At 51.1% G+C, this 21,501-nt stretch carries 17 protein-coding genes; 11 read left to right on the plus strand and 6 right to left on the minus strand.

Annotation, left to right across the window (positions count from 1 at the left end):
* Nucleotides 1-3 precede the first annotated feature (3 nt).
* From DKK66_RS11310 to DKK66_RS11355, 10 genes are all read left to right on the plus strand, one after another.
* The gene (locus tag DKK66_RS11310) at nt 4-1,974 is read left to right on the plus strand and encodes a glycosyltransferase (protein ID WP_131358103.1); all 1,971 of its coding nucleotides are present in this window, start codon (nt 4-6) and stop codon (nt 1,972-1,974) included.
* Nucleotides 1,975-1,991: 17 nt separating this feature from the next.
* Nucleotides 1,992-3,299: a hypothetical protein gene (locus DKK66_RS11315; RefSeq protein WP_131358105.1), complete on the plus strand. Its 1,308-nt coding sequence runs from the start codon at nt 1,992-1,994 to the stop codon at nt 3,297-3,299.
* A 46-nt stretch (nt 3,300-3,345) separates the two neighbouring features.
* Complete coding sequence (locus DKK66_RS11320; RefSeq protein WP_242673480.1) at nt 3,346-4,314, plus strand: polysaccharide deacetylase; 969 nt, start codon at nt 3,346-3,348, stop codon at nt 4,312-4,314.
* A complete protein-coding gene (locus tag DKK66_RS11325; RefSeq protein ID WP_242673481.1) occupies nt 4,292-5,275 on the plus strand; it encodes a polysaccharide deacetylase in 984 nt (327 codons plus the stop codon). The genes DKK66_RS11320 and DKK66_RS11325 overlap by 23 nt, the downstream gene beginning before the upstream one ends.
* Before the next feature lie 2 nt (nt 5,276-5,277).
* Nucleotides 5,278-6,609: a glycosyltransferase family 4 protein gene (locus DKK66_RS11330; RefSeq protein WP_242673482.1), complete on the plus strand. Its 1,332-nt coding sequence runs from the start codon at nt 5,278-5,280 to the stop codon at nt 6,607-6,609.
* A 352-nt stretch (nt 6,610-6,961) separates the two neighbouring features.
* Entirely contained in the window at nt 6,962-8,068 is a 1,107-nt protein-coding gene (locus tag DKK66_RS11335; RefSeq protein WP_131358115.1) for a hypothetical protein, read from the plus strand.
* A 321-nt stretch (nt 8,069-8,389) separates the two neighbouring features.
* On the plus strand, nt 8,390-9,475 hold the full coding sequence (locus DKK66_RS11340) for a glycosyltransferase (protein WP_131358117.1): 1,086 nt from the start codon (nt 8,390-8,392) through the stop codon (nt 9,473-9,475).
* A gap of 16 nt (nt 9,476-9,491) precedes the next feature.
* Nucleotides 9,492-10,964 carry a glycosyltransferase gene (locus DKK66_RS11345; RefSeq protein WP_131358119.1) on the plus strand — a complete coding sequence of 491 codons (1,473 nt, stop codon included), beginning with the start codon at nt 9,492-9,494 and terminating at the stop codon, nt 10,962-10,964.
* On the plus strand, nt 10,951-11,721 hold the full coding sequence (locus DKK66_RS11350) for an SDR family oxidoreductase (RefSeq protein ID WP_131358121.1): 771 nt from the start codon (nt 10,951-10,953) through the stop codon (nt 11,719-11,721). The genes DKK66_RS11345 and DKK66_RS11350 overlap by 14 nt, the downstream gene beginning before the upstream one ends.
* Nucleotides 11,722-11,743: 22 nt before the next feature.
* Nucleotides 11,744-13,225: an LTA synthase family protein gene (locus DKK66_RS11355; RefSeq protein ID WP_242673483.1), complete on the plus strand. Its 1,482-nt coding sequence runs from the start codon at nt 11,744-11,746 to the stop codon at nt 13,223-13,225.
* A 147-nt stretch (nt 13,226-13,372) separates the two neighbouring features.
* On the opposite strand, the gene DKK66_RS11360 is transcribed toward DKK66_RS11355, so the two are convergent.
* The 5 genes from DKK66_RS11360 to DKK66_RS11380 all read right to left on the minus strand — a co-directional run bounded on the left by DKK66_RS11360 (nt 13,373) and on the right by DKK66_RS11380 (nt 17,244).
* Nucleotides 13,373-14,104 (minus strand): YdcF family protein, encoded by a 732-nt coding sequence (locus DKK66_RS11360; protein WP_131358126.1) that lies wholly within the window; start codon nt 14,102-14,104, stop codon nt 13,373-13,375.
* A 12-nt stretch (nt 14,105-14,116) separates the two neighbouring features.
* Nucleotides 14,117-14,590, minus strand: coding sequence for a CreA family protein (locus tag DKK66_RS11365; protein WP_045847248.1), 474 nt, complete (start codon nt 14,588-14,590; stop codon nt 14,117-14,119).
* Between the two features lie 35 nt (nt 14,591-14,625).
* Entirely contained in the window at nt 14,626-14,940 is a 315-nt protein-coding gene (locus tag DKK66_RS11370; RefSeq protein WP_089085528.1) for a chorismate mutase, read from the minus strand.
* Nucleotides 14,941-15,007: 67 nt separating this feature from the next.
* Nucleotides 15,008-16,030 carry a tryptophan--tRNA ligase gene (gene trpS / locus DKK66_RS11375; protein WP_131358128.1) on the minus strand — a complete coding sequence of 341 codons (1,023 nt, stop codon included), beginning with the start codon at nt 16,028-16,030 and terminating at the stop codon, nt 15,008-15,010.
* A 392-nt stretch (nt 16,031-16,422) separates the two neighbouring features.
* Nucleotides 16,423-17,244: a pyruvate, water dikinase regulatory protein gene (locus DKK66_RS11380; protein WP_131358132.1), complete on the minus strand. Its 822-nt coding sequence runs from the start codon at nt 17,242-17,244 to the stop codon at nt 16,423-16,425.
* 333 nt (nt 17,245-17,577) lie between these two features.
* Between DKK66_RS11380 and ppsA the strand changes: the two genes are divergently transcribed.
* Nucleotides 17,578-19,965 (plus strand): phosphoenolpyruvate synthase, encoded by a 2,388-nt coding sequence (gene ppsA, locus DKK66_RS11385; protein ID WP_045847252.1) that lies wholly within the window; start codon nt 17,578-17,580, stop codon nt 19,963-19,965.
* 165 nt (nt 19,966-20,130) lie between these two features.
* Here ppsA and DKK66_RS11390 read toward each other — a convergent pair whose 3' ends face one another.
* Nucleotides 20,131-21,492 (minus strand): TolC family protein, encoded by a 1,362-nt coding sequence (locus DKK66_RS11390; RefSeq protein WP_165494159.1) that lies wholly within the window; start codon nt 21,490-21,492, stop codon nt 20,131-20,133.
* Nucleotides 21,493-21,501: the final 9 nt, after the last annotated feature.

Raw genomic sequence — 21,501 nt, forward strand, 5'->3', positions numbered from 1 at the left:
TTTATGAAAATATCAATCATCGTTGCGTGTTTTAATGCGATTGGTAAAATAAGTCGCTGCTTGGCATCCCTTAAAAAATTGGATTTTGATAGTGAGCAGATTGAAGTCATTTTTGTGGATGACCATTCTCTTGATGGTACTGGAGATCTTCTCGATGAAGTTTGTAAAAATCAAAAAAATTGGAAGGTAGTTCGTTTAGGGAGTAATAGTGGTTCTCCTTCTCGTCCGCGTAATTATGGCATTCAAGCCTCTATAGGGAAGTATATATATTTTCTTGATTGTGATGATGAATTAATTTTTGATAAATTAATCGACTTATTTGATTTTGCAGAAGCTAGGAATGCATGTGTTGTTCGATCACCCATTGTTATCGATGATGGGAAGAGTCGTCGCGTTGTAAATAAAATAAATAACTGGGAAGACTGTACGTCGACTCAGCTGCGTGTGGAAAAAATTATTGCTAACCAAAGTACCACGGTGGATAGTTTCATTCGTGGTGATTTGCTGAGAAATTCGCATATTGAATGGCCTGAACATTTAAAAACTGGGGAAGATACAATATTTCTTTCAAGAGTGCTGGCTGTTGCTAATGTAGTAGAATATTTTGAAAGTCCAGTTTATATATATCACAAGTCATTAGCTATGACTCCTTCAACGACACAGCATTACGATAGGCGATCATTGGAAAATCACCTTGAAGTTTGGGAGTCTGTGCAAAGCATTTTAAAGCCAGTTGGTGTCGATTATATAAATATACGTTTAAAGGTTGGTTTAAGGTTTGCAATTGAATCCCTTATTTTCAAGTGTGGAGATGATGTAGATGAAGTCGTCTTTAATGCGTTAAGTCAATTTGTTAATAAGAACTGGAGTGCTATTTGTAGATTTTCATACTCAAATAGAATTTCAGAAGTTTTGATGGCGGTAAGGGATAATGATTTTTTTGCTTTTGAGCGAGTGATTAGGCCTAGATTGTTAATTGCCGGGCATGATCTAAAGTTCATTACAGACGCCATACCTGAACTTGAAAAGGTGTTTGATATCCGAATTGATGAATGGAAAGGTCATCATTCACATGATGAGGCTGCTAGTCGTGCAAGCCTTGAATGGGCAGAATATATATGGTGCGAGTGGTTGCTAGGCAATGCTGAATGGTATGCAAAAAATAAAAAATCAAATCAACGCCTCGTTGTGAGAATGCATCGAATGGAGCTTGGCCGCACTCATGGTGAAGCTCAGGTTATGAAAAATGTTGACAGATTTATTGTGGTATCAACTTTTTTCTTTGAACGATTGCTCGAGAGATTTAATAATATTAAACGATCTGATGTTCGGCTTGTACATAACTATGTTCGATATGAAAATTATGACCGAAGCTGGTGTGATGATAGATTATTTACAATCGGATTGATTGGAATATTGCCTGCGCGTAAAGGTTTTTTAGAAGCGCTGCATATTTTAAATGAGCTTCATAAGTCGAATTCGCGGTTCGTACTGAAAGTATTTGGAAAACGTCCAGAGGAGTTGAGCTGGGTAGTGCGTGACGAGTCTGAGATGAAGTATTTTACAAAATGTAATGAGTACATTAAAAATAATGGACTTGAAAATGTAGTTCATTTTCTTGGTCATTCTAATATAAAAATTGCGTTGGCATCTGAAAATGTCGGCTTTGTTCTTTCTGTTAGTGACTCTGATTATGGATTTCCCGGCCCTGAAAGTTTTCACTTGGCGATTGCTGATGGATTTGCTAGCGGGTGCGTATCATTAGTTAAGCACTGGCCGGGTGCTGAGTATATTTGGCCATCTGAGTATATATTCAATAATTCAAATGAAATAGTAAGAAAGATAAGTTATTTAAGTAAAAGCAAGGTTGAGTTTTTAAATCATGCAAAAGCTGGTTTTGATTTTGTTGCCTCAAGGTATAATGTTGGTGACTTTGTTAAATCAATAAAAACTATATTTTCTGATCTGGTTTGATTTGTAAGGGCAGGGAAATGGATCGATTGGCCATTAATGAATTTTTTTCTATTTTAGGAAATAGTAATCCTGTTTTTACAACGAAAGACAATGTTAACGAAAAGTGTCAATGTGATTGTCAAAGGTACGGTGAACTATTCTTTAATTCGTTGAAGTTAAGAAAGGAAGCTAGATTTTACACGCTAAATGTTTCTGAATTGTTGAGTGATAGCCATGTTGCGTTGTACTTGGCAGATTATGCTGTAATAGATTTGCGTAAAAGTGATTTCCAACATGGTCGATTGTTGGATGATGTCGGGCGATCATTGATTAATAAGGCGACATCCAATAAATTCTCTTTCAGAGAAATTGATAAGGCCGATCATTGGCAGGGTATTCGTGAAATTTTGGTTAGCACTGATGTTCGTTCTGGAGGGAAAGTAAAGAGCGAATGGTATGATGAGAATTATAAAATTCCCGTTTGGACAAACGGTCTTTGTGAGTTTCACCAAGAGCGTTTGTTTGGTATTTTTGATGTGGATAGAATAGTGGCATTTTGTACTGTAAGATTTTTTGGGGAGGTTGCAAGTTTTAATTTTATCATGGGGCATAAGGAATATTTGGATCGTGGTGTAATGAATTTATTAATTTTCAAGTTAAGGGAGTATCTACGTGAGAGCCGGCCAGATATCTTGTATTTGCATTATATGTGGATGGGGCGTCCTCAGTATGCTAACTATTATTTTTTCAAGAAAAATACAGGATTTAGAGATGCATCATTTTGCATAGCAGATGATGAAAAGGTAGCTCGTATTTTAGAGAGGAAATATTTAGAAATGCTCAGTTTGGAGTCGGTGAAGAGTAATAAAAATACCGAAAAAAAGATAAAGAGCAAACTATTTAAGAGCAAATTTGAAAATAAATTATGTGCAAATATTAGTACTATCCAGCATAATTTCTGCTTTTCCTTCTTGCCGGAATGGTGGCGTGGTATAAGTGATAAGGACTGCGCTTTGGTAGCTGATGTGATAGGCAGGCTTTGTTCAAATAGGTCTGTGGGTAATATTTTCTGTGTGGTTGAGGCGGTTGGTAGTGGTGAGAATGGTAATGTAGTCTTTGCTGCAGTACCGGTAGAAAAATTTAAGAGTAAAATTGCTGATCTCCGTTCAAAGATTTCAGCCTCAACGCAGCGTGGTGATTTGCTGTTTTTAATGATTAATGCTGAACTGAATGTGGAGCATTGGGATGATAAATTCGTTTTGAATTCCTTTAAAGGGACTGATTTTCAGATGCTATCTTTTCAGCCATTTTATGGTGGGGGTGTTTTTGTGCTGGCAAGACTTTGATCTTTCTTTTGTTATATTAATGAATTAATTTTATAAGAGAGCTATCTTGTTTAATATCATCGGTCCTTCTCGTTATGCATTTTTGACTGTGGATGTCGAGGCATTGCCAAAGCGTGCTGCTAGTGATCATCTAAAAAAATTAGTCTGGGGTCAGTTTGATAATGGGTCGGCTGGTGTTCGCGAAATGTGCTCGATCGGTAATGACTATAATGTAAAACATACTTTTTTTGTAGATTTGTGCGGTGCGTATTCATTAAAAGAAGACATGTTGCAGGTAGTGCATTGGTTAGATTCTAATGGACAAGATGTTCAGTTACATGCCCATCCTGAAGTTTTGCCTGATGTCTTTTGGCATCAGCAGGGATTGTCACATCAGCCAGCATTAATGAATGAAAACTTGGATCTTGCTCGTGCTGAGTTTGTTCTGACATACTTTGGTAATTTGATTTCTAACTGTACTGGTAAGAAAATTAATGCTTTTCGAGCTGGTTCATTTCGTTGGAATTCAATTATTCTAGATGCAATGAAAAATGTTGGAATACCACTTTCCTTTAATAATTCAATGCGAGCTTTTCATTCTGGTCAGTGTGTTTATAGTAATCCTCAAGGTGGGCCATTTTTCTGGTCTAACGCTGTTATTGAACTACCACTTACAGAAAAGCTGATCCCGGCTAGAGCTAACCGTAATGAAAGATGGGTTAGTCTTACCTATCCGCCTTCTAATTATTTTCATTACCCGAGTGTTGTGAAGTCATTTTTTTCATCTTCTTTATTTTATCCATCAATTGTCTCAGTATTTCTTTTGCACTCGTGGTCTTTTCTTGAATGGGATGAGGATGGCCATGCCGTATATAGAAGTGATGAAAAAATGAATGGATATGCCCAATTACTTTCCCGAGTTAGTAAAGATTTTGATGTGATTACAACGCAGGAATTTCTCGATCTGTATTCGAGGGGGAAAATTAAGATTATAGAATCAGTGGATACCAATCTTGCGAAATGGAAAAATGACTAATAGATATGCAATGATTACGGTAGATACCGAGGCACTACCAAAGCGTGCGGCAGAGGATCATGTCAATCGCCTGATGTGGGGGCGTCACGCCAACGGCACTGCCGGCATTGGTGAAATGTGTTCTGTTGGCGACGAGTTTGGCATCAAGCAGGTTTTCTTTGTCGATCAGTGCGGGTCTTACGCCTATCTGGATGAAACCCGGGAGGTGGTCCGCTGGCTGGATGCTGCCGGGCAGGATGTGCAGTTGCATACGCATCCGGAGTATCTGCCAGACAGTTTCTGGGCCGAGCATGGCCTGGAAAATCGCCCTTCGTATATGAATCAGTATGCTGATGATGGCCGGGCAGAGTTTGTCATCCGCCACTTTGGTGGTTTGATCGAGCAGGTTACTGGCAAACCTTTGCTGTCGCATCGTGCGGGTTCTTTTCGCTGGAATGCCAGCACTATCCGTGCGCTGAAAGCAGCGGGGATTGCGCTGTCTTTCAATAATTCGATGTGCGCGGTGCATGCCGGGCAGTGTGGATTCAGCCAGCCTACCAATCTGCCATTCAGCTGGTCGAACGGGGTGATTGAAATCCCGATGACCGAGAAGAAAATCCTGCCCAAGGTGGGCAAGCCGGAGTGGTGGGCACGGCTGACCTATCCAGAGTCCAGTTATTTCCGCTTTCGTCCGTGGTGGGGCAAGTTGCTGCTGGATACGCTCAGTGGTAGCCCTGGGTTCGCGGTGTTTCTGCTGCATTCGTGGTCTTTGCTGCATTGGGATGAGCAGGGCCATGCCATGTACAAGGATGATGAGAGACTGGAGGGTTATCGCAAACTACTGGCTCGCCTGAGCAAGGATTACGACGTAATTACCAGTGCGGATTTTCTGGATCTGCATGCTCGTGGTCGTATCAAGCTGTCGCCGTCAGTGGATCTGGCGCTGGCCGAGCTGAATGCTGTCGCCGGGCTGGGGGGCTGATTGTGCTGAGTTGGTTTTTACGCTCATGGATGGGTGAGCCATGGCTGGCATTTAATCGTTGGCTGACCGTACATGTGCTGGACTGGCGATTGCGTTTGCTTGCAAGAAAGCGTCAGACGCACCATGCGACAGGGGCCATGCTTTATGTACCGGCCAGTTCGCTGCCTTACCATATCAGTGGCTATACCACGCGCACTCATGAGGTGATTCTTGCCTTGCGTGCCAGCGGTGCGAACGTCCATGTACTGACCCGGCCCGGCTACCCCTGGGATCGTAACGACCGGCGTTGCGATCCTGCGGCAGAGTCCACGACAAGGGACGATGTGTTCTATCAGCATGTCCGTGCACCCTTGAACAACAGGCCTGTCTTGCAATATGCGCTGCAGGCATCGAAGGTGGTGGCAGATTTTGCGCAGCGCCACGGTGTGGTGGCCATTCATGCAGCATCAAACCATGTCAATGCATTGCCTGCCTTGTTGGCTGCGCGACGCCTGGGTATTCCTTTTCAGTATGAAATGCGTGGTTTGTGGGAGTTAACCCGTATTTCCCGCATTCCAGACTATGAGGGTTCGCAAGGGTATGTGCAGGGTTTGCAGCTGGAGGCGCTGGTGGCACGCCATGCTGATCGCTTGTTCGTGATATCCGAACAGTTGGGGCGCTATGTGCAGGAGCACTGGGGGGTAGACCCAGCGCGTATTGATTTGCTGCCCAATTGTGTTGATCCGCAGCGGTTTGTACCGGCTGATGCCGCGAAGGTTGTGCCGCATACGCTGGCCTATGCTGGCTCACTGCTGGGATATGAGGGGCTGGATACCTTGATTGATGCCGTAGCTCTGGCACGTCAGCAGGGCTGCCCGGTTCGTCTGGAGATTATTGGTGATGGCGAAGTGCGCGCGCAGTTGGAAGAGCAGGTTCAGCGACTTGGCCTTTTTGGAACTGTGAGCTTTCTGGGCAAGCAGACACCAGAGGCAACCCGTACCCATCTGGAGAAATGTGCTGTGGTGTGTATTCCACGCAAGCCTTTCAAGGTGTGCCAGATCGTGACTCCGATCAAGCTGGTGGAAGCACTGGCTACCGGCAAGCCGGTTATTGTGCCGGACTTGCCTGTGTTTCGAGATGAAATGGGTAGTCATCCTGCTGGCTGGTTTTTCCGGGCTGGAGACAGTGCAGACCTGGCACGGGTGATTATTGGCGTCTTTGCCGACCCTGCGGAGCTGTTGAAGCGGGGCAGCCGTGCACGTGAATATGCAGCAACCCAACGAAGCTGGGCTCCTTTTGTAGAGAATGTATTACTATGTGGTCCCCGTAAAAAAATAAGTAGCTGGCAGAAATAGACCCAACTGCATAGTCGTGATTGCATAATTAGGGAATGCCAATCTGCAATTGCTAATGACTATTTGCAACGTTAATGCAATATTGTATTGCAAAAAGTGTTATAGCTTTTGCTTTCAGAAATTTGGGAATGATGTGATTTGGTTAGTTATGTGGTAGTCAAGAATATTATTCTAGTTAATTTTAGTTTTATTTATCTAGGAGTATCGAATCGGATGATGCGATCTGCTGTCTTGGATGTGCAATATTAGATCTTAATATTTTTTATCTCGCATGTGATTTAATAACACTTCTAGTGTAAAGGGTGGACTCACTTAGCGAGGTGATCCAGACTGGAAGTATTGTGGTTGTAAAATGTCTCTTCATGATAATTTGAAAGATTTAACAATGAAATTCAATGTGAAAATTCATGCCACTGATGCCGAAATTATTGGTTCTATCGTAAGTGAAGAGAATAAGTGTGTTGATAATGCCGCGTTTTATATTTATCGAGATGGGGAGTATATCGATCAGCAGTGGTATAGTGAAGAAAATTCTATCAAGTATGCTCATCATGGCATCGAAGGTATTTATAGAATTCAAGGTTTTGTAAAGGATGAGAATGGGGAGATTTTTCAAAAACTATCTGGTGAGACTCCTGTTTTTGGTGATGTAATTTCACTAAGTGAATTTAGTGAGAAAGTAAGTAAGGCTCAGAAGCCAATGCCGTTGCATGTAAGTGCGGGGGAGTATAATTTTCACTGTTTGTATGCGCCACATCCAAGTAGTAGTATTTTTGTTCTTTTAACTGCGGCAGTTGATCGTGATAAAATGCCGCCCCCGTATTTCAATCGATGGGGTTGGAAAGAACAATTTCCAGGTAAGGTTTTTTGTATTTCCGATCCTACGTTATGCCTAGATCCTACTATTTCTATTGGCTGGTATTTGGGAAATCAAGAGCATGACGCAACGGCTGATATGGCAGATCTTGTAAAAGTACTTGCCGGATCAGTCGGGGTGAGTGAGGGTAATGTTATTACATATGGGTCGTCTGCAGGTGGATTTGCTGCAATAATGCTTGGAACCTACTTGGATGATGCAATATCCGTGGCAATTAATCCTCAAACTGATATTTTAAAATTTAGTCAGCAACATGTTGATAAGTTGCTTTCAACATGTTTTGAGCTAACTTCTTTTGATGAACGTAGATTTAAAGAGCGCACAAATATTGCAGAAAGATTAAAAATAAAATCTACAAGAATAATTTTGGCGCAAAATGTTTTGGACTCTCATCATTGGGTAAATCATTATTTGCCATTGGCTGAGCAGATTGATTTGCCAATGGCTGTGTCTGGTTTTTCTAAAAATAAAAATTATTATTCAATAATTTATCGAGACAGCAATGGTCATGCGCCTGAGACACCTGAAGTGTTTGATGAGCTGTTGGGGAAAATAAAATCCCTCTTATTGAAGGGCGTCTGAAAAGATTGTCCGGTGGGTGAATTGTAAGATTTGTATTGGTTTTCTTACAGTTCAATATATTTTTATTGTGAGTGGTGATGTTGCTCGAAGTTCTTTTGTGTAGTCTATTGTTATTGAGAATGTTTGTTGTTTCGGTTGATGTATTAGCTGCTTAAATAAGTGGATAAGATATCGATAGATTCATTCTTGCAAGAAAGAATGGTAAGTGGAAGTTGTGTAAAGTATCGATTGGTGTTGGGGTGGGGATTTTTGATGTTCTTTTGCCATATATTTATGGTGAGAGTATTATTTGCTGCGTGCAGTATTAAAAGGTGAGGTGGAATGATAGGCAGGGCAATTCGAAAATTGGGTTCGCTGGTATATACGTTTCCGCAGCTGCCAGAGGATGTGGCGCAGGCTGGTGCGTTCGGCCAGCTTAAAATTGCGCTGGTGACCGATTATTTTACGGCGGATTGTCTGTCAGCCGAATGTCGGATTCGCGTCATGACACCAACCAATTTCAGGGATGTACTGAATGGCTGGCAGCCTGATCTGGTGTTTGTTGAATCCACTTTTCATGGCGTTGGTGGTGAATGGCGTTATGAGCTGGCCAAGCAGTCGAAGCTGTTGCGGCTGGGGCAGCCCAAAACCATTTTCCAGCTTGTGGCACATGCCAGGCAGTTGGGTATTCCCACTGTGTTCTGGAACAAGGACGACGGGGCGTATTTTGACCATTTTATCGAGGTGGCCAAGGCATTCGATTTTGTCTTTACCACGGATAAAGAATGTATCGAACAATATCGGCAGCAGCTACCCGCCCAGGTGCCTGTGGCAACACTGGCCATGCCATATCAGCCAGCATTTCACCAGTTCACCGGCTTCAATTTTACCCGTCACGAGGCTTGTTTTACCGGCAGCTATTACCGGCGCATCCTGAATGTGCGGCGGCAGTTTCTCGATATGATATTCGATACCTGCGCCGAGTCTGATTTGTGGCTGAATGTTTTTGACAGAAACCATCATCGCCTGTCACGACATTTCGAGTTTCGTTTTCCCAAGTGTACACGCTTGCGTTTGCATTCCAGCGTAGCGCATAGGGATACCGCCAGCGTGTACAAATCGCATTTGATATCATTGAATGTCAATTCGGTAACCGATTCCGATACCATGTGCTCGCGTCGTTTGCTGGAAATCCTGGCTTGTGGTGGTGTCGCGGTGACGAATCCGAGCCGGGCGATTGACAAGCATTTTCGTGATTATTGTCATGTGGTGAATAACAGGGAAGAGGCGTTAGAACTGTTTTCCCGCCTTCGGTATGGGCCTTCTGCGGACGATCTTGCGCGAGCCGAGGCTGGTGCTACCTACGTGAGACAAAATCATACCTGGTCTCACCGGCTGGAGCAGATTTGCGCAGCCGTAAACATTTAGCTTTTGGGTTGCAACGGTGTTATTTATTTCTTATCTGGCGCAAGGTCTTTTCCTTGTCGTCGTGATTTATTTTGCCTTGTATGTATTGCTGGAATTGCGTGTTTTACTGATTTCCAGAAAGGTCGAACAGCGTAAACTGACCGAAATTTCGCATCATGCTGTGGATATCGATCCGAGTGCATTGCCCAGGGTAACCATATTGCTGCCGATTTGTAATGAATCGGATGTTGTTGAGCGTCTGATCGATGCCGCCTGCCGTTTGTCCTATCCCGCCAACCTGCTTGAGATCCTGGTGCTTGATGATTCCAGTGATGCGACATCTGCTCTGGCGGAGGCCAGAATCGGCGTTCATGTGCGACAGGGCGTTAATATCCGCCTGGTGCAGCGGCATGACCGGCAGGGCTACAAGGCTGGCAATCTGCTGCATGGCATTAAGCAGTCTGATGGCGATTTTTTTGCCATTTTCGATGCTGATTTCGTTCCGCCAGCAGACTTCCTGTTAAAGACCATTCCTTGTTTTGCTGACCCCGCGCTGGGTTTTTTGCAGACTGGAATTGGCTATGAAAACAGTGATGTTTCATTTCTTACGCGTTTTCAAGCCATGGAAATGGGGCATCAGCAGTATGTCACCGTGGGTTTGTGTGAAGACGGTGATATGGCATCGCTCAGTGGCAGCTCTTGTGTCTGGCGTAAAAGCTGTGTGGAGCAACTGGGTGGCTGGAGTGCGGCAACCATTACCGAGGATGTGGATCTGGGCTACCGCGCCCAGTTGGGCCACTGGAAATATGCCTACCTGCGCGATGTGGTTTCCATGTCGGTATTACCGGAAACCATCAGCGCTTTCCGTATTCAGCGCGAGCGCTGGGGACGGGGCTTGATTCACAGTGCATTCAAGCATTGCCGGCAGATGTTCCGGCAGGAAATGCCGCTGCTAAAGCGCTTGCACGCTATTTCAATGATGTTTTCTTCGGTATTGCTTGCTTCTATTCATGTGCTGGTGTTTCTCAGCTTGCCCTTGAGTTATCTGATTCATGTGGAAGGTTCTGTCTTGCATTGGGTGGTATTGGTTTTCACCCTGCTGGTTTCGGTGTGGGCACTGGATAATGTGTTTGCCGCTCAAAAGAGCTGCAGCATCCAGCGCAGGAAACACATCTGGCATACCTTGTGGGATACCTATCGCTATGTTGCGATGTTTTCGCCCATGGCATGGTATTACTTTGCCGGCGGTATACGTGCCTTGTTGGGGGTGTATGACGAGTTTAATCGTACCCCCAAGGGCAAGTCGGCTTATCGGGCGGCAATGCCCCACATCAATGTGATATTGCTGACTGGAGAAATCATTACTTTCGCGTATTCGCTGCTGGCGATTGCCGTGGCGATCTGGCAAAAAAACTACCTGTTCATTTCTTTCAATATCAATGTATGCCTGGGCTTTGCAATGGTGCTCTATTGGTCCTGGCAGGAAAGGCAGCAGCATGGGCGCGATTAAGCACGCCAGTCCCTCCGTCTTGATTACCGGAGCGACCAGCGCTATCGGTTCCGCCTTGGCCATGGAGTATGCACAAGCAGGGGTAACGCTTTATCTGCAGGGGCGGGATGTTGCCAAGCTGAATGAGGTTGCCACTGCTTGCCGTCAGAAGGGTGCCGAGGTAGTGACCCGGCAGCTGGATGTACGTGATTTTGCTGCATTGGACAGCTGGCTGCGGGACTTGGAGGTATTGGATCTGGTGATTATCAATGCCGGGGTGAACACTAATATCGGTCCGGCGGGTGAGCCGGAACCCTGGAGCGAGGTAGAGGCCCTGCTTGATGTCAATCTGAAATCAGCCATGCTGATTGCCCAGGCGGTGCTGCCTGCCATGCGGCAGCGCGGTAAGGGGCAGATTGCTTTGCTCAGCTCTCTGGCGGGTTATTTCGGTTTGCCAGTCACGCCGGCTTACTCTGCCAGCAAGGCAGGTGTAAAGGCTTATGGCGAGGCCCTGCGCGGCTGGCTGGCCAGCGAGGGAGTCCGGGTGAATGTGATCATGCCTGGCTATGTCAAATCGCCTATGTGTGATGCCATGCCCGGGCCAAAGCCCTTCCTTTGGACGCCTCAGCGTGCTGCCCGCACCATCCGGCGTGGTTTGCAGCGTAACCAGGCACGTATCAGCTTTCCTTTCCCACTGAATCTGGGGTCCTGGTTCCTGGCGGTGTTGCCCGCTGGTTTGTCGTCCTTGATCGTACGCATGGTGGGTTATGGTGATTGAGCTTGCTTTTGGCACAGTGATAATGGCAAGCCTGGTGTTGCTGGTGCTGTCTCTGGGGATAGAACAGCTAATGGTGCCAAAACCTGGGGTGTGCCGTCCCTGGTCGGCCTGGGCCTTGCATGTCGGCTTGGTGATGTCTGCGCATGCCTTGCTCACGCTACTTTTGGGGCGTCCTTGGTTTGCGGCGGCTGCAGTTGCTGCTTTCCTGTTGCTGCTAGTGCTGGTTAACAATGCCAAGGTGCATTCGCTGCGCGAGCCGTTTGTCTTTCAGGACTACGAATACTTCACTGATGCCATCCTGCACCCACGGCTTTATATTCCATTCCTCGGGTGGTGGAAGTTTTTTGCTGCTGTAGCCGGCTTTGTGCTGGCGGTGAGTGTCGGCTTGTATGGTGAATCAGTACCCGTGTTGCGGTTGCACTTGAGTGGGCAGTTGGGGGGCGTCTTGTTGCTGTTGGTTGCCGGAGTGCTACTACTGTATGTGGGGCAGCGCCAGCGTTATCCAGTTAGCCTGAAACCGGAACTGGATATCCCCGCGCTGGGTTTCCTGGCCAGTTTGTGGCGCTACGCCGAGGCCGAGCAGTGCACTCCGCAGGTAATTTCCCCATTCAGTACGCGGGTGAAGTCACCAGCAGATACGGTATTGCCACATTTGCTGGCGGTACAAAGTGAGTCCTTTTTCGATGCCCGCCAGTTGTTTGCCGGTATTCGTTCCGATGTATTGCAGCAGTACGACCGCCTCAAAGAGGATGCTGTACTGCATGGCCCTTTGCAGGTTCCTGCCTGGGGGGCCAATACGGTACGGTCTGAATTTGCCTTTCTCAGCGGAATTGCGGCAGATCAACTGGGTGTGCATCGCTTCAATCCTTACCGTACTGTTGCTGGCGGTTGGACTGTGGCTTCGCTGGCAAGCCATCTCAAACATCTTGGGTATCGCACAGTCTGTATTCACCCGTATCCGGCCAGTTTTTATCGTCGTGACCGTGTTTATCCGCAACTTGGCTTTGATGAATTTCTGGATATCCGGCATTTTGATGAGTCGATGCGCGCCGGACCCTATACGGGGGACGCAGCAGTGGCCAATCTGGTTGACCGCATTGTGCTTGAGGCCACGCAGCCACTATTTGTCTTTGTCATTACCATGGAAAATCACGGCCCCTTGCATCTTGAGCAGGTAGCGGCTGGTGATGTGGGTGATCTGTATCACACCGCGCCACCAGAGGGTTGTGACGATCTGACCATTTATCTGCGTCATTTGCGTAATGCCGACCGGATGATTCTTTCGCTGCGCCAGACGCTGGAGAAGTGTTCGCACCCGGCCAGTCTGTGCTGGTATGGCGACCATGTTCCGATCATGCCGGATGTATACAAGCAGTTTGCCACCCCAAGCGGCGAGGTCGAATATATTGTCTGGGCCAACTGGAAGGCAACGCCACTGCCCGCCACCATGAGTAGTGCTGATGCGTTGGCGCTGCGATGGTTGCAGGCCGTGGGGGTGTCATAAGCGATTTCGCCAGCAGTTCATGGTACTCAAACCATTCCTTTATCAAAGCATGTGCTGACTGTTGATTGCATATCGATCGGTATGATCAGGCTTGATGTTATTCACGAGCACTGGTCATGATCTGAGAATGCATGGGGTGGCTGGAGATTACATCTGATTTGTCTTGTGGTGTAGCCGCGCTGGAGACGGTGGCCGGGCTGTTGGGCCAGGCAGGTCATCCAGCGCGCTGCCGCGCAACAGATGGCGGTTGTAACCCAGCGCAATCAGTTGTTGCCAGGCATCCAGCACCTCGTCCGGAATGGGCAGCGCCTGCTGAAAACCCAGCCGCGGATAGCGCAGCAGGCGGTGTACATCGCCCACCATTTCTTCGATCAGGCCAAATACCCCCACCATATTGGACACGCCCCAGGGAAAGGCGAAGTCCGGCGCATCGACGGAGAAGTCGATATCCGGCCAGTGTATCGGCTGGGTCTGTGCCACCCGGCGGATGGAGTTGGGCTTGGTGACAAAGGTAACGCGCCGTGCATCCGGGCAGAGGGCGCGGGCAAAGGCCAGATTCTCGGCAAAGCTGCGTGCCTGCGGCTCCAGCACTATTTGCTGTGGCTTGATGCCGAGGGATAGCACGCGCTCGGCAAACACATCGGCCTCCGGCCTGTTCCACAAATCGCGGGTCCAGTTGCCGGTATTGCCGCTGATCAGCATGTACGGGGCAATGCCCTGTTGCAGCAGGGCCGCAGCATGCTCTGCCACTCTCAGGTCATAAGAACCGCACACCACCAGCACATCGCAGGCTTGATGTCCCCGGCCTGCTGACAGGAAATCCCACAGCTGCCCAGCCAGTTGCAGGGTGAGGGTGGGGCGGTCCGGTGTGTGGTTCATCGACACCGCCGCTTACTTCTGCGGAATGTTCTGGCCGCTCACCGGTACGGCGGTGACTGCATTGTCCGGGCTGCCGTCCACCAGCTTGTCGGAGTAGGTCAGATACACCAGGGTATTGCGTTTGGCATCGACAATGCGCACCACCCGCACATGCTTGAAGATGAAGGACGCGCTCTCCTTGAACACTTCTTCCTGTTTCGGCAGCGGTTTGGCAAAGCTGATGGTGCCAATCTGACGGCAGGCGACGGAAAAGCGCGACGGGTCCTTGGCCAGGCCTACCGCACCGCTGTAGCCGCCGGTCTGGGCGCGCGATACATAACAGGCCACACCGGCTACCGAGGGGTCGTCGAAGGCCTCAACCACGACCTTGTCGTTGGGGCTGAGCAGGCGGAAGGTTGTGGATACCTTGCCGACTTCTTCGGCCTGGGCCTGGGGTAGCAGGCTGCACAGGCTGGCAGCCAGCAGCAGGGGGCGCAGCAGCGTCATGGTCGTTTCCTGAAGGATAAGTACAGGCTGACAGTCTAAGCCGTGGGCAGTGGTTTGCCCATGCTGGCGAATTCCTGCAGCTCGCTGGCAATGAAGTGGCTGATCATGGTGCGGTACACCTCGGCAGTCAGCCTGGGGTCTGCTCCCAGTTCGCCCGCCAGTTTTTCCACCCGGCGCATCACCTGATCCACCCGTTTGCCGCCTTCCACTTCCTCGCTGCTGTGCTTGAAGCGGGCGGCCTGTTTCACATACAGGCCGCGTTCGGCCAGCAGCGATACCAGCGCACGGTCAATACGGTCGATTTGCGTGCGCACTTCATCCAGATTCTGACATTGATAGACGAATTCCACGGGTGTTTCTCCTGTTGGCGGCCACCCGCAGCGGGGTGGCCGTGTTGCCATGGTGGATGGCGGCGAATCAGTAGTAATTCAGCCCCATGGCTGCCTTTACCTCACTGAGGGTGACAGCCGCCACCTGACGGGCGCGCGCCGTGCCTTCCTTCAGCATGGCCAGTACGGCGGCCGGGTCGCGGGCGTATTCCTCGCGGCGCTGGCGGATGGGGGCCAGCAGTTCCTGCAGGCATTCTTCCAGATGCTGCTTGATCACGCTGTCGCCCAGCCCGCCCAGACGGTAGTGCTCCTTCAGGCGTTTTACCAGTTCGATATTGGGATGGAAGGCATCCAGATAGCTGAACACCACATTGCCTTCCACCTGGCCGGGGTCGGATACGCGCAGATGGTTGGGGTCGGTGTACATCATCTTCACTGCCTGACGGATTTCATCGGCGCTGGCGGACAGGGTGAGGGTGTTGCCCAGCGATTTGGACATCTTGGCCTTGCCGTCGATGCCGGGCAGGCGGGCACCTACTTCCGGCACCATGGCACGGGCTTCCACCAGTACCGGGTTTTCCACGCTGGCATTGAAGCGACGCACGATTTCATTGGTCTGTTCGATCATCGGAATCTGGTCTTCACCCACCGGCACGATGGTAGCCTTGAAGGCCGTGATGTCGGCGGCCTGGGCGGCAGGGTAGGTGAGGAAACCGGCGGGGATGTCGCGCTCGTAGCCGCGTTGTTTTATTTCATCCTTGATGGTGGGGTTGCGTTCCAGCCGCGATACCGTCACCAGGTTGAGATAGTAGGACGCCAGCTCGGTCAGCTCCGGCACCAGGCTCTGGATGAAGATGGTGCTCTTGGCCGGGTCGATGCCTACCGCCAGATAATCCAGCGCCACTTGCAGCACGTTGTCGCGCACCTTGAGGTAATTGCCCATATTGTCGGTCAGCGCCTGGGCGTCGGCCAGCAGCAGGAATTGCTGGCAGCGGTCTTGCAGCAACACGCGGTTGCGCAAGGAGCCAACGTAATGGCCAAGGTGCAGCGAGCCGGTGGTGCGGTCGCCGGTGAGAATGATGTCCTGGGAAGTGATGTCGCTCGGTTTCATGTCGTGTTCCTGTTGCTGATCAAGTAACGGAAACCATCGACAAGGCGGAACGTAGACAAAACAAAACCCGGATCCGCCTTGTCGGCAGCCTCCGGGTTGTATGCGTGCGCAGTCGCCGGTGCCACCTCAGGAGAGGCGCCACCACCAGTTGAAGGATACGAATGCGATGCGGGAGTTCATGTTTTCTATCACACCACGGCGCAGCAGCAGGCGTCAAGCGCAATGCGCCGCGTGTTGCCACAAGGCCGCAGCCCGCTTGCTATCCACGGTTTTCCGGGCGGCGCACAAAACAGCGTAGCGTCCCTGGGGCAAGGCGCGCCGACGCAGACAGTACACGGCGTACGGCAAGGAGGCGCAACGCAGCAACAGGGGTTTTGTGGGCCGCTTGTGTCTTAGAAGCGACGGGTCAGCGTGGCCTTGTGCATGATGGTGGTGGCGATCTCCTCGATCGACTTGTGCGTAGTGCTGATGAAAGGCACACCGTGGAAGCGGAACATGGACTCGGCCTCGTTTACCTCGAAATGGCAGTTGTCCAGGCTGGCGTAGCGCGAATCCGGGCGACGTTCCTGACGGATGTGGTGCAGGCGGGCCGGGTCGATGGTGAGGCCGAACATCTTGTTGCGATAGGGCAGCAACATCTTGGGCAGGGTGGGGCTGTCCAGGTCTTCCGGGGTGAGCGGGTAGTTGGCCGCCTTGATGCCGTATTGCAGCGCCAGGTACAGGCAGGTCGGGGTTTTGCCGGAGCGGGACACGCCCACCAGAATCACATCGGCCTCGGCCAGGTCTTTCAGCTTCACGCCGTCGTCGTGATTGAGCGAGAAGTTCACCGCCTCGATACGGTGGTCGTATTTCTCTTCGCTGCCCACGCCATGCGCCTTGCCCAGGGTGAGCGAGGCCTTCTGGCCCAGCTCGGCTTCCAGTTCGCCAATGAAGGTGTCGAAGAAATCCACCACCAGCGCATTGTCGATGTGCAGCACTTCGCGCACTTCCGGGTTGACGATGCTGGTGAACACCAGAGGCTTGAGGTCGTCCGCTTCAGCTACGGCGCGAATGTGGTGGGCCACGACCTGGGCCTTTTCCACCGTATCGATGAAGGGGATGGCTTCGCGCTTGAAATCCAGCGTATCAAACTGGGTCAGCAGGGTGTTGCCCAGCGATTCGGCGGTAATGCCGGTGCGGTCAGAAATGAAAAAGGCGGAGCGACGGTGTGGCATGGATGCACCTGTTTCGGAAGCAATGGGAAAAAAGTTGTGACAGATTATACCCCTCGACGCCCCTGCCAAGGCAGCGGGTCGGCGTTGATGCTGTTTTTGCCATGATCTGGCCCTGATCCGCCACCATCATGGTTTTTGTTGTAGTCGCCACACTACATTGCAGTCACAAATCTGCAAAGAAACGCCCCCGGATTGACCATTCATCGGCCTTGTTTGCATTGATATGGGGCAAACCCTTGTGTTGTGCGCCGCAAAATGGGCTACGCAAACGCGGTGGTATTCGGCTAGAATGCGGGTTTTCTATCCGTCCAATCCAATACAGGAAGTGAAGTGATGGCAGAGAACTACGTCATCTGGTTCGAGAAACTGCGCATGACTGACGTTGAACAGGTAGGCGGCAAGAATGCCTCCCTGGGCGAAATGATCAGTCAATTGGCAGGCTCGGGCGTCCGAGTCCCCGGTGGTTTTGCGACTACTGCGGATGCCTACCGTGATTTCCTCCAGCACAATGGCCTGGCTGACAAGATCAGCGCCGCGCTGTCCAAACTGGACATCGACGACGTGACCGAGTTGGCCCGCGTTGGCAAGGAAATCCGCCAGTGGATCATCGATACTCCTTTCCCGGCCAAGCTTGATGAAGATATCAAGACTGCCTGGGACAAGATGGTCGCCGATTCCGGTGGTGCAGATATTTCCGTAGCAGTCCGTTCTTCCGCAACCGCAGAAGACCTTCCCGATGCCTCGTTCGCAGGCCAGCAAGAAACCTTCCTGAACATTCGTGGCCTTGAAAACGTCAAGGATGCCATGAAGCATGTTTTTGCTTCCCTGTACAACGACCGCGCCATTTCCTACCGCGTACACAAAGGCTTTGCCCACGACGTTGTGGCCCTGTCCGCCGGTGTACAGCGCATGGTGCGTTCCGACACGGGCGCTGCTGGTGTGATGTTCACCATCGACACCGAATCCGGCTTTGAAGACGTGGTGTTCATCACCGCTTCCTATGGCTTGGGCGAAACCGTGGTGCAAGGTGCCGTCAACCCTGACGAATTCTACGTTCACAAGCCGACCCTGAAGGCAGGTCGTCCGGCTGTGCTGCGCAAGAACATGGGTTCCAAGCTGATCAAGATGGAATTCACCGATGCTTCCCAGGCTGGCCGCTCGGTCAAGACCGTGGATGTGCCGGCAGAACTGCGCAAGCAATTCTCCATCACCGACGCTGAAGTAGCCGAGCTGGCTGAATACGCGCTGATCATCGAAAAACATTATGGCCGCCCGATGGACATCGAGTGGGGCCGTGATGGTGGCGATGGCAAGCTGTACATCCTGCAAGCCCGTCCGGAAACCGTGAAGTCGCAGGAAGACCGCAAGGACACCCTGCGCCGCTACCGTCTGAACAGCAAGTCCGCCGTGCTGTGCGAAGGCCGCGCCATTGGTCAGAAGATTGGCCAGGGCACCGTACGCACCATCAAGGATGCGTCCGAAATGGACCGCGTGAAGCCGGGCGACGTGCTGGTAACCGACATGACCGACCCGGACTGGGAACCGGTGATGAAGCGTGCCGCTGCCATTGTCACCAACCGCGGTGGCCGTACCTGTCACGCTGCCATTATCGCGCGTGAACTGGGTATTCCGGCTGTTGTGGGCTGTGGCGATGCCACCGACGTACTGTCCGAAGGCATGCAGGTGACTGTTTCCTGCGCCGAAGGCGATACCGGCAACATCTACGATGGCCTGCTGGACGTTGAAATCATCGACCTCGAGCTGGACAAGATGCCCGCTGCTCCGGTCAAGATCATGATGAACGTGGGTAACCCGGAACTGGCCTTCGACTTCGCGCAGCTGCCGAACGAAGGTGTGGGTCTGGCCCGCATGGAATTCGTGATCAACCGTCAGATCGGTATTCACCCCAAAGCCCTGCTGGAATTCGACACTCTGCCGGCCGACCTGAAGGCGACCATCAGCGATCGCATCTCCGGCTACGCCAGCCCGGTTGACTTCTACGTGGACAAGATTGCCGAGGGTGTTGCCACCCTGGCCGCAGCCTTCACCCCGAAAAAGGTCATCGTGCGCATGTCCGACTTCAAGTCGAACGAGTACGCCAACCTGATCGGCGGTCAGCTGTACGAACCGCACGAAGAAAACCCGATGATCGGTTTCCGTGGTGCTGCGCGCTACGTGGCTGAATCCTTCCGTGACTGTTTCGACCTGGAATGCCGCGCCATCAAGAAGGTGCGCGACGAGATGGGTCTGGTCAACGTGGAAGTGATGATCCCGTTTGTCCGTACCCTGGCTGAAGCCGAGAAGGTTGTCGAAATCCTGGCTGCCAATGGTCTGAAGCGTGGCGAAAACGGCCTGCGTCTGATCATGATGTGCGAACTGCCGACCAACGCTGTGCTGGCCGACAAGTTCCTGCAGTTCTTCGACGGCTTCTCCATCGGCTCCAACGACATGACCCAGCTTACCCTGGGCGTGGACCGCGACTCCGGTGGCCCGATTGCCGCCACCTTCGACGAGCGTAACGAAGCCGTGAAAGCCATGCTGCACATGGCCATCCAGGCTTGCCGCAAGGCTGGCAAGTATGTCGGCATCTGCGGTCAGGGCCCGTCCGACCATCCGGACTTCGCCAAGTGGCTGGTGGAAGAGGGTATCGAAACCGTCTCCCTCAACCCGGACACCGTGGTGGAAACCTGGCTGTACCTGGCGCGCGAACTGAACGCCTAAACCTGCATCTGCCGGTTAAGCAAAAACCGCCCCTCGAGGGCGGTTTTTTTTATGGCTGTGCTGGGAGTGCTGGGAGGGCTGCAAACAAGCAGCCGCTTGCAGGACCTGCATGAAAATGCCAGACATTTGTCCGGTCTATTCATGCCACTTGATCATTATTGAAGTTCACTCCACATCATGCATGCGCAACTTCCCCGCGTCCGTCAGCAAGCGTAGCTGTGCCGAACGCCATTCTGCCAATGTGCGTACCCGTTCCTGTCGTGCATCGGCCAGACCGGCCTGCGCATTGAGAATTTCCTGCGTGTCAGCCAGCCCCATTGCATATTTCCGCTGTATGGCCTGCATGGTTTCCTCTGCAATGCGCAGCAGTCTTCCCGAGGCCTCCAGGGTGAGCAAGGAGGCCGTGGCTTCGCTGTAAGTTTGACTGATGTCATGCAGTACCTGATTCCGGGTTTCCTGCCATTGCGCTTCTTTCTGGGCGATCTGTGCCAGTGCTCCTTGTTGCTTGTAGTGTCGGCCAAAGCCTTCAAACAGCGGGATGCTCAATGTCAGGCCAGTGACCGTTTCGCGGGACTGCCTGGCGCTCAGTTCCTGATTGGGCCGTCCATTCAGGTAGCGGCTATGGCTGAAGTCCAGTACCGGCAGGCCATCTGCCCGCGTGGCCTTGTACTGCTCTTTCGCGGCTTGCCATTGCGCATAGGCCGCCACAATGGCCGGATGCTGTTCACTGGCGAGAGCCTGCCAGGCACTCAGGTCTTTCTGGATCACGTTATAACGACGGACATCGGCAGCCTGTATGCGTGGCAAGCGCATCACTCCTTGTGGAAAGCCCAGTTTCAAGGCGAGTGCCAGGCTTGTCTTGTCGGCATTGGCTGTGGCGCGAGCCAGTTCCAGCTCTGCCTTGGCCAGGGCCGTTGCCGCTTGCAAGCTATCGGTATGAGCAGCAAGGCCTTGCGTTTCGCGACGCTTGGTCATGGTCAGAATCTCTTGCGCAATATTCTTGCCTTCTGCGCGGGCATCACGTTCGGCTTGTGCGGATTGGGCGGAAAAGTACAAGGCAATCACATCCCGCATGATTTTCTGGATGATGGCATCCCTGCTGGCAAGGGCTGCGCTCAGCATATGGTCAGCCGCTTGCAGCCTGGCTTCCCTGCCACCAAAATCCAGCAGTCGCCAGGTCAGGCTGGCATAACGGCTATCGGTGCTAATGCTGGTATCCATCTGGCGACTGGTGGCAGGGTAACGGGATTGCTGCTGCTGACGGCTGATGCCTGCGCTGATGTTTGGCAAGTAGGCGGCACGTGCTTCTCCGCGTTGTGCACTGTATTGGCGGATGGAGGCCCATGCATCCTGCGATTGCGGATTGAAACAAAGCGCCATATCCAGTGCGGTGGCCAAGCTGATGATTGTTGTGGTGTTATCCGGCACGGTCTGGCAAGGCCGACCATGATCAGCAGCAGTCTCCAGTAGTGGCGGGCTGGCCAGCAGTGGGTCTGACAACCAGCCCGGCCTGCTGATTTCTGCCAAGGCAGACGC

The organism is Aquitalea sp. USM4, assembly GCF_004328945.1.
GTDB lineage: Bacteria > Pseudomonadota > Gammaproteobacteria > Burkholderiales > Chromobacteriaceae > Aquitalea > Aquitalea pelogenes.

Excerpts from the sequence above, each read along its gene's own strand:
- DKK66_RS11310 (WP_131358103.1), top strand. The coding sequence starts at position 4 with ATGAAAATATCAATCATCGTTGCGTGTTTTAATGCGATTGGTAAAATA.
- DKK66_RS11315 (WP_131358105.1), top strand. The coding sequence starts at position 1,992 with ATGGATCGATTGGCCATTAATGAATTTTTTTCTATTTTAGGAAATAGT.
- DKK66_RS11335 (WP_131358115.1), top strand. The coding sequence starts at position 6,962 with ATGTCTCTTCATGATAATTTGAAAGATTTAACAATGAAATTCAATGTG.
- DKK66_RS11340 (WP_131358117.1), top strand. The coding sequence starts at position 8,390 with ATGATAGGCAGGGCAATTCGAAAATTGGGTTCGCTGGTATATACGTTT.
- DKK66_RS11350 (WP_131358121.1), top strand. The coding sequence starts at position 10,951 with ATGGGCGCGATTAAGCACGCCAGTCCCTCCGTCTTGATTACCGGAGCG.
- DKK66_RS11355 (WP_242673483.1), top strand. The coding sequence starts at position 11,744 with ATGGCAAGCCTGGTGTTGCTGGTGCTGTCTCTGGGGATAGAACAGCTA.
- DKK66_RS11360 (WP_131358126.1), bottom strand. The coding sequence starts at position 14,104 with ATGAACCACACACCGGACCGCCCCACCCTCACCCTGCAACTGGCTGGG.
- DKK66_RS11365 (WP_045847248.1), bottom strand. The coding sequence starts at position 14,590 with ATGACGCTGCTGCGCCCCCTGCTGCTGGCTGCCAGCCTGTGCAGCCTG.
- trpS (WP_131358128.1), bottom strand. The coding sequence starts at position 16,030 with ATGAAACCGAGCGACATCACTTCCCAGGACATCATTCTCACCGGCGAC.
- DKK66_RS11380 (WP_131358132.1), bottom strand. The coding sequence starts at position 17,244 with ATGCCACACCGTCGCTCCGCCTTTTTCATTTCTGACCGCACCGGCATT.
- ppsA (WP_045847252.1), top strand. The coding sequence starts at position 17,578 with ATGGCAGAGAACTACGTCATCTGGTTCGAGAAACTGCGCATGACTGAC.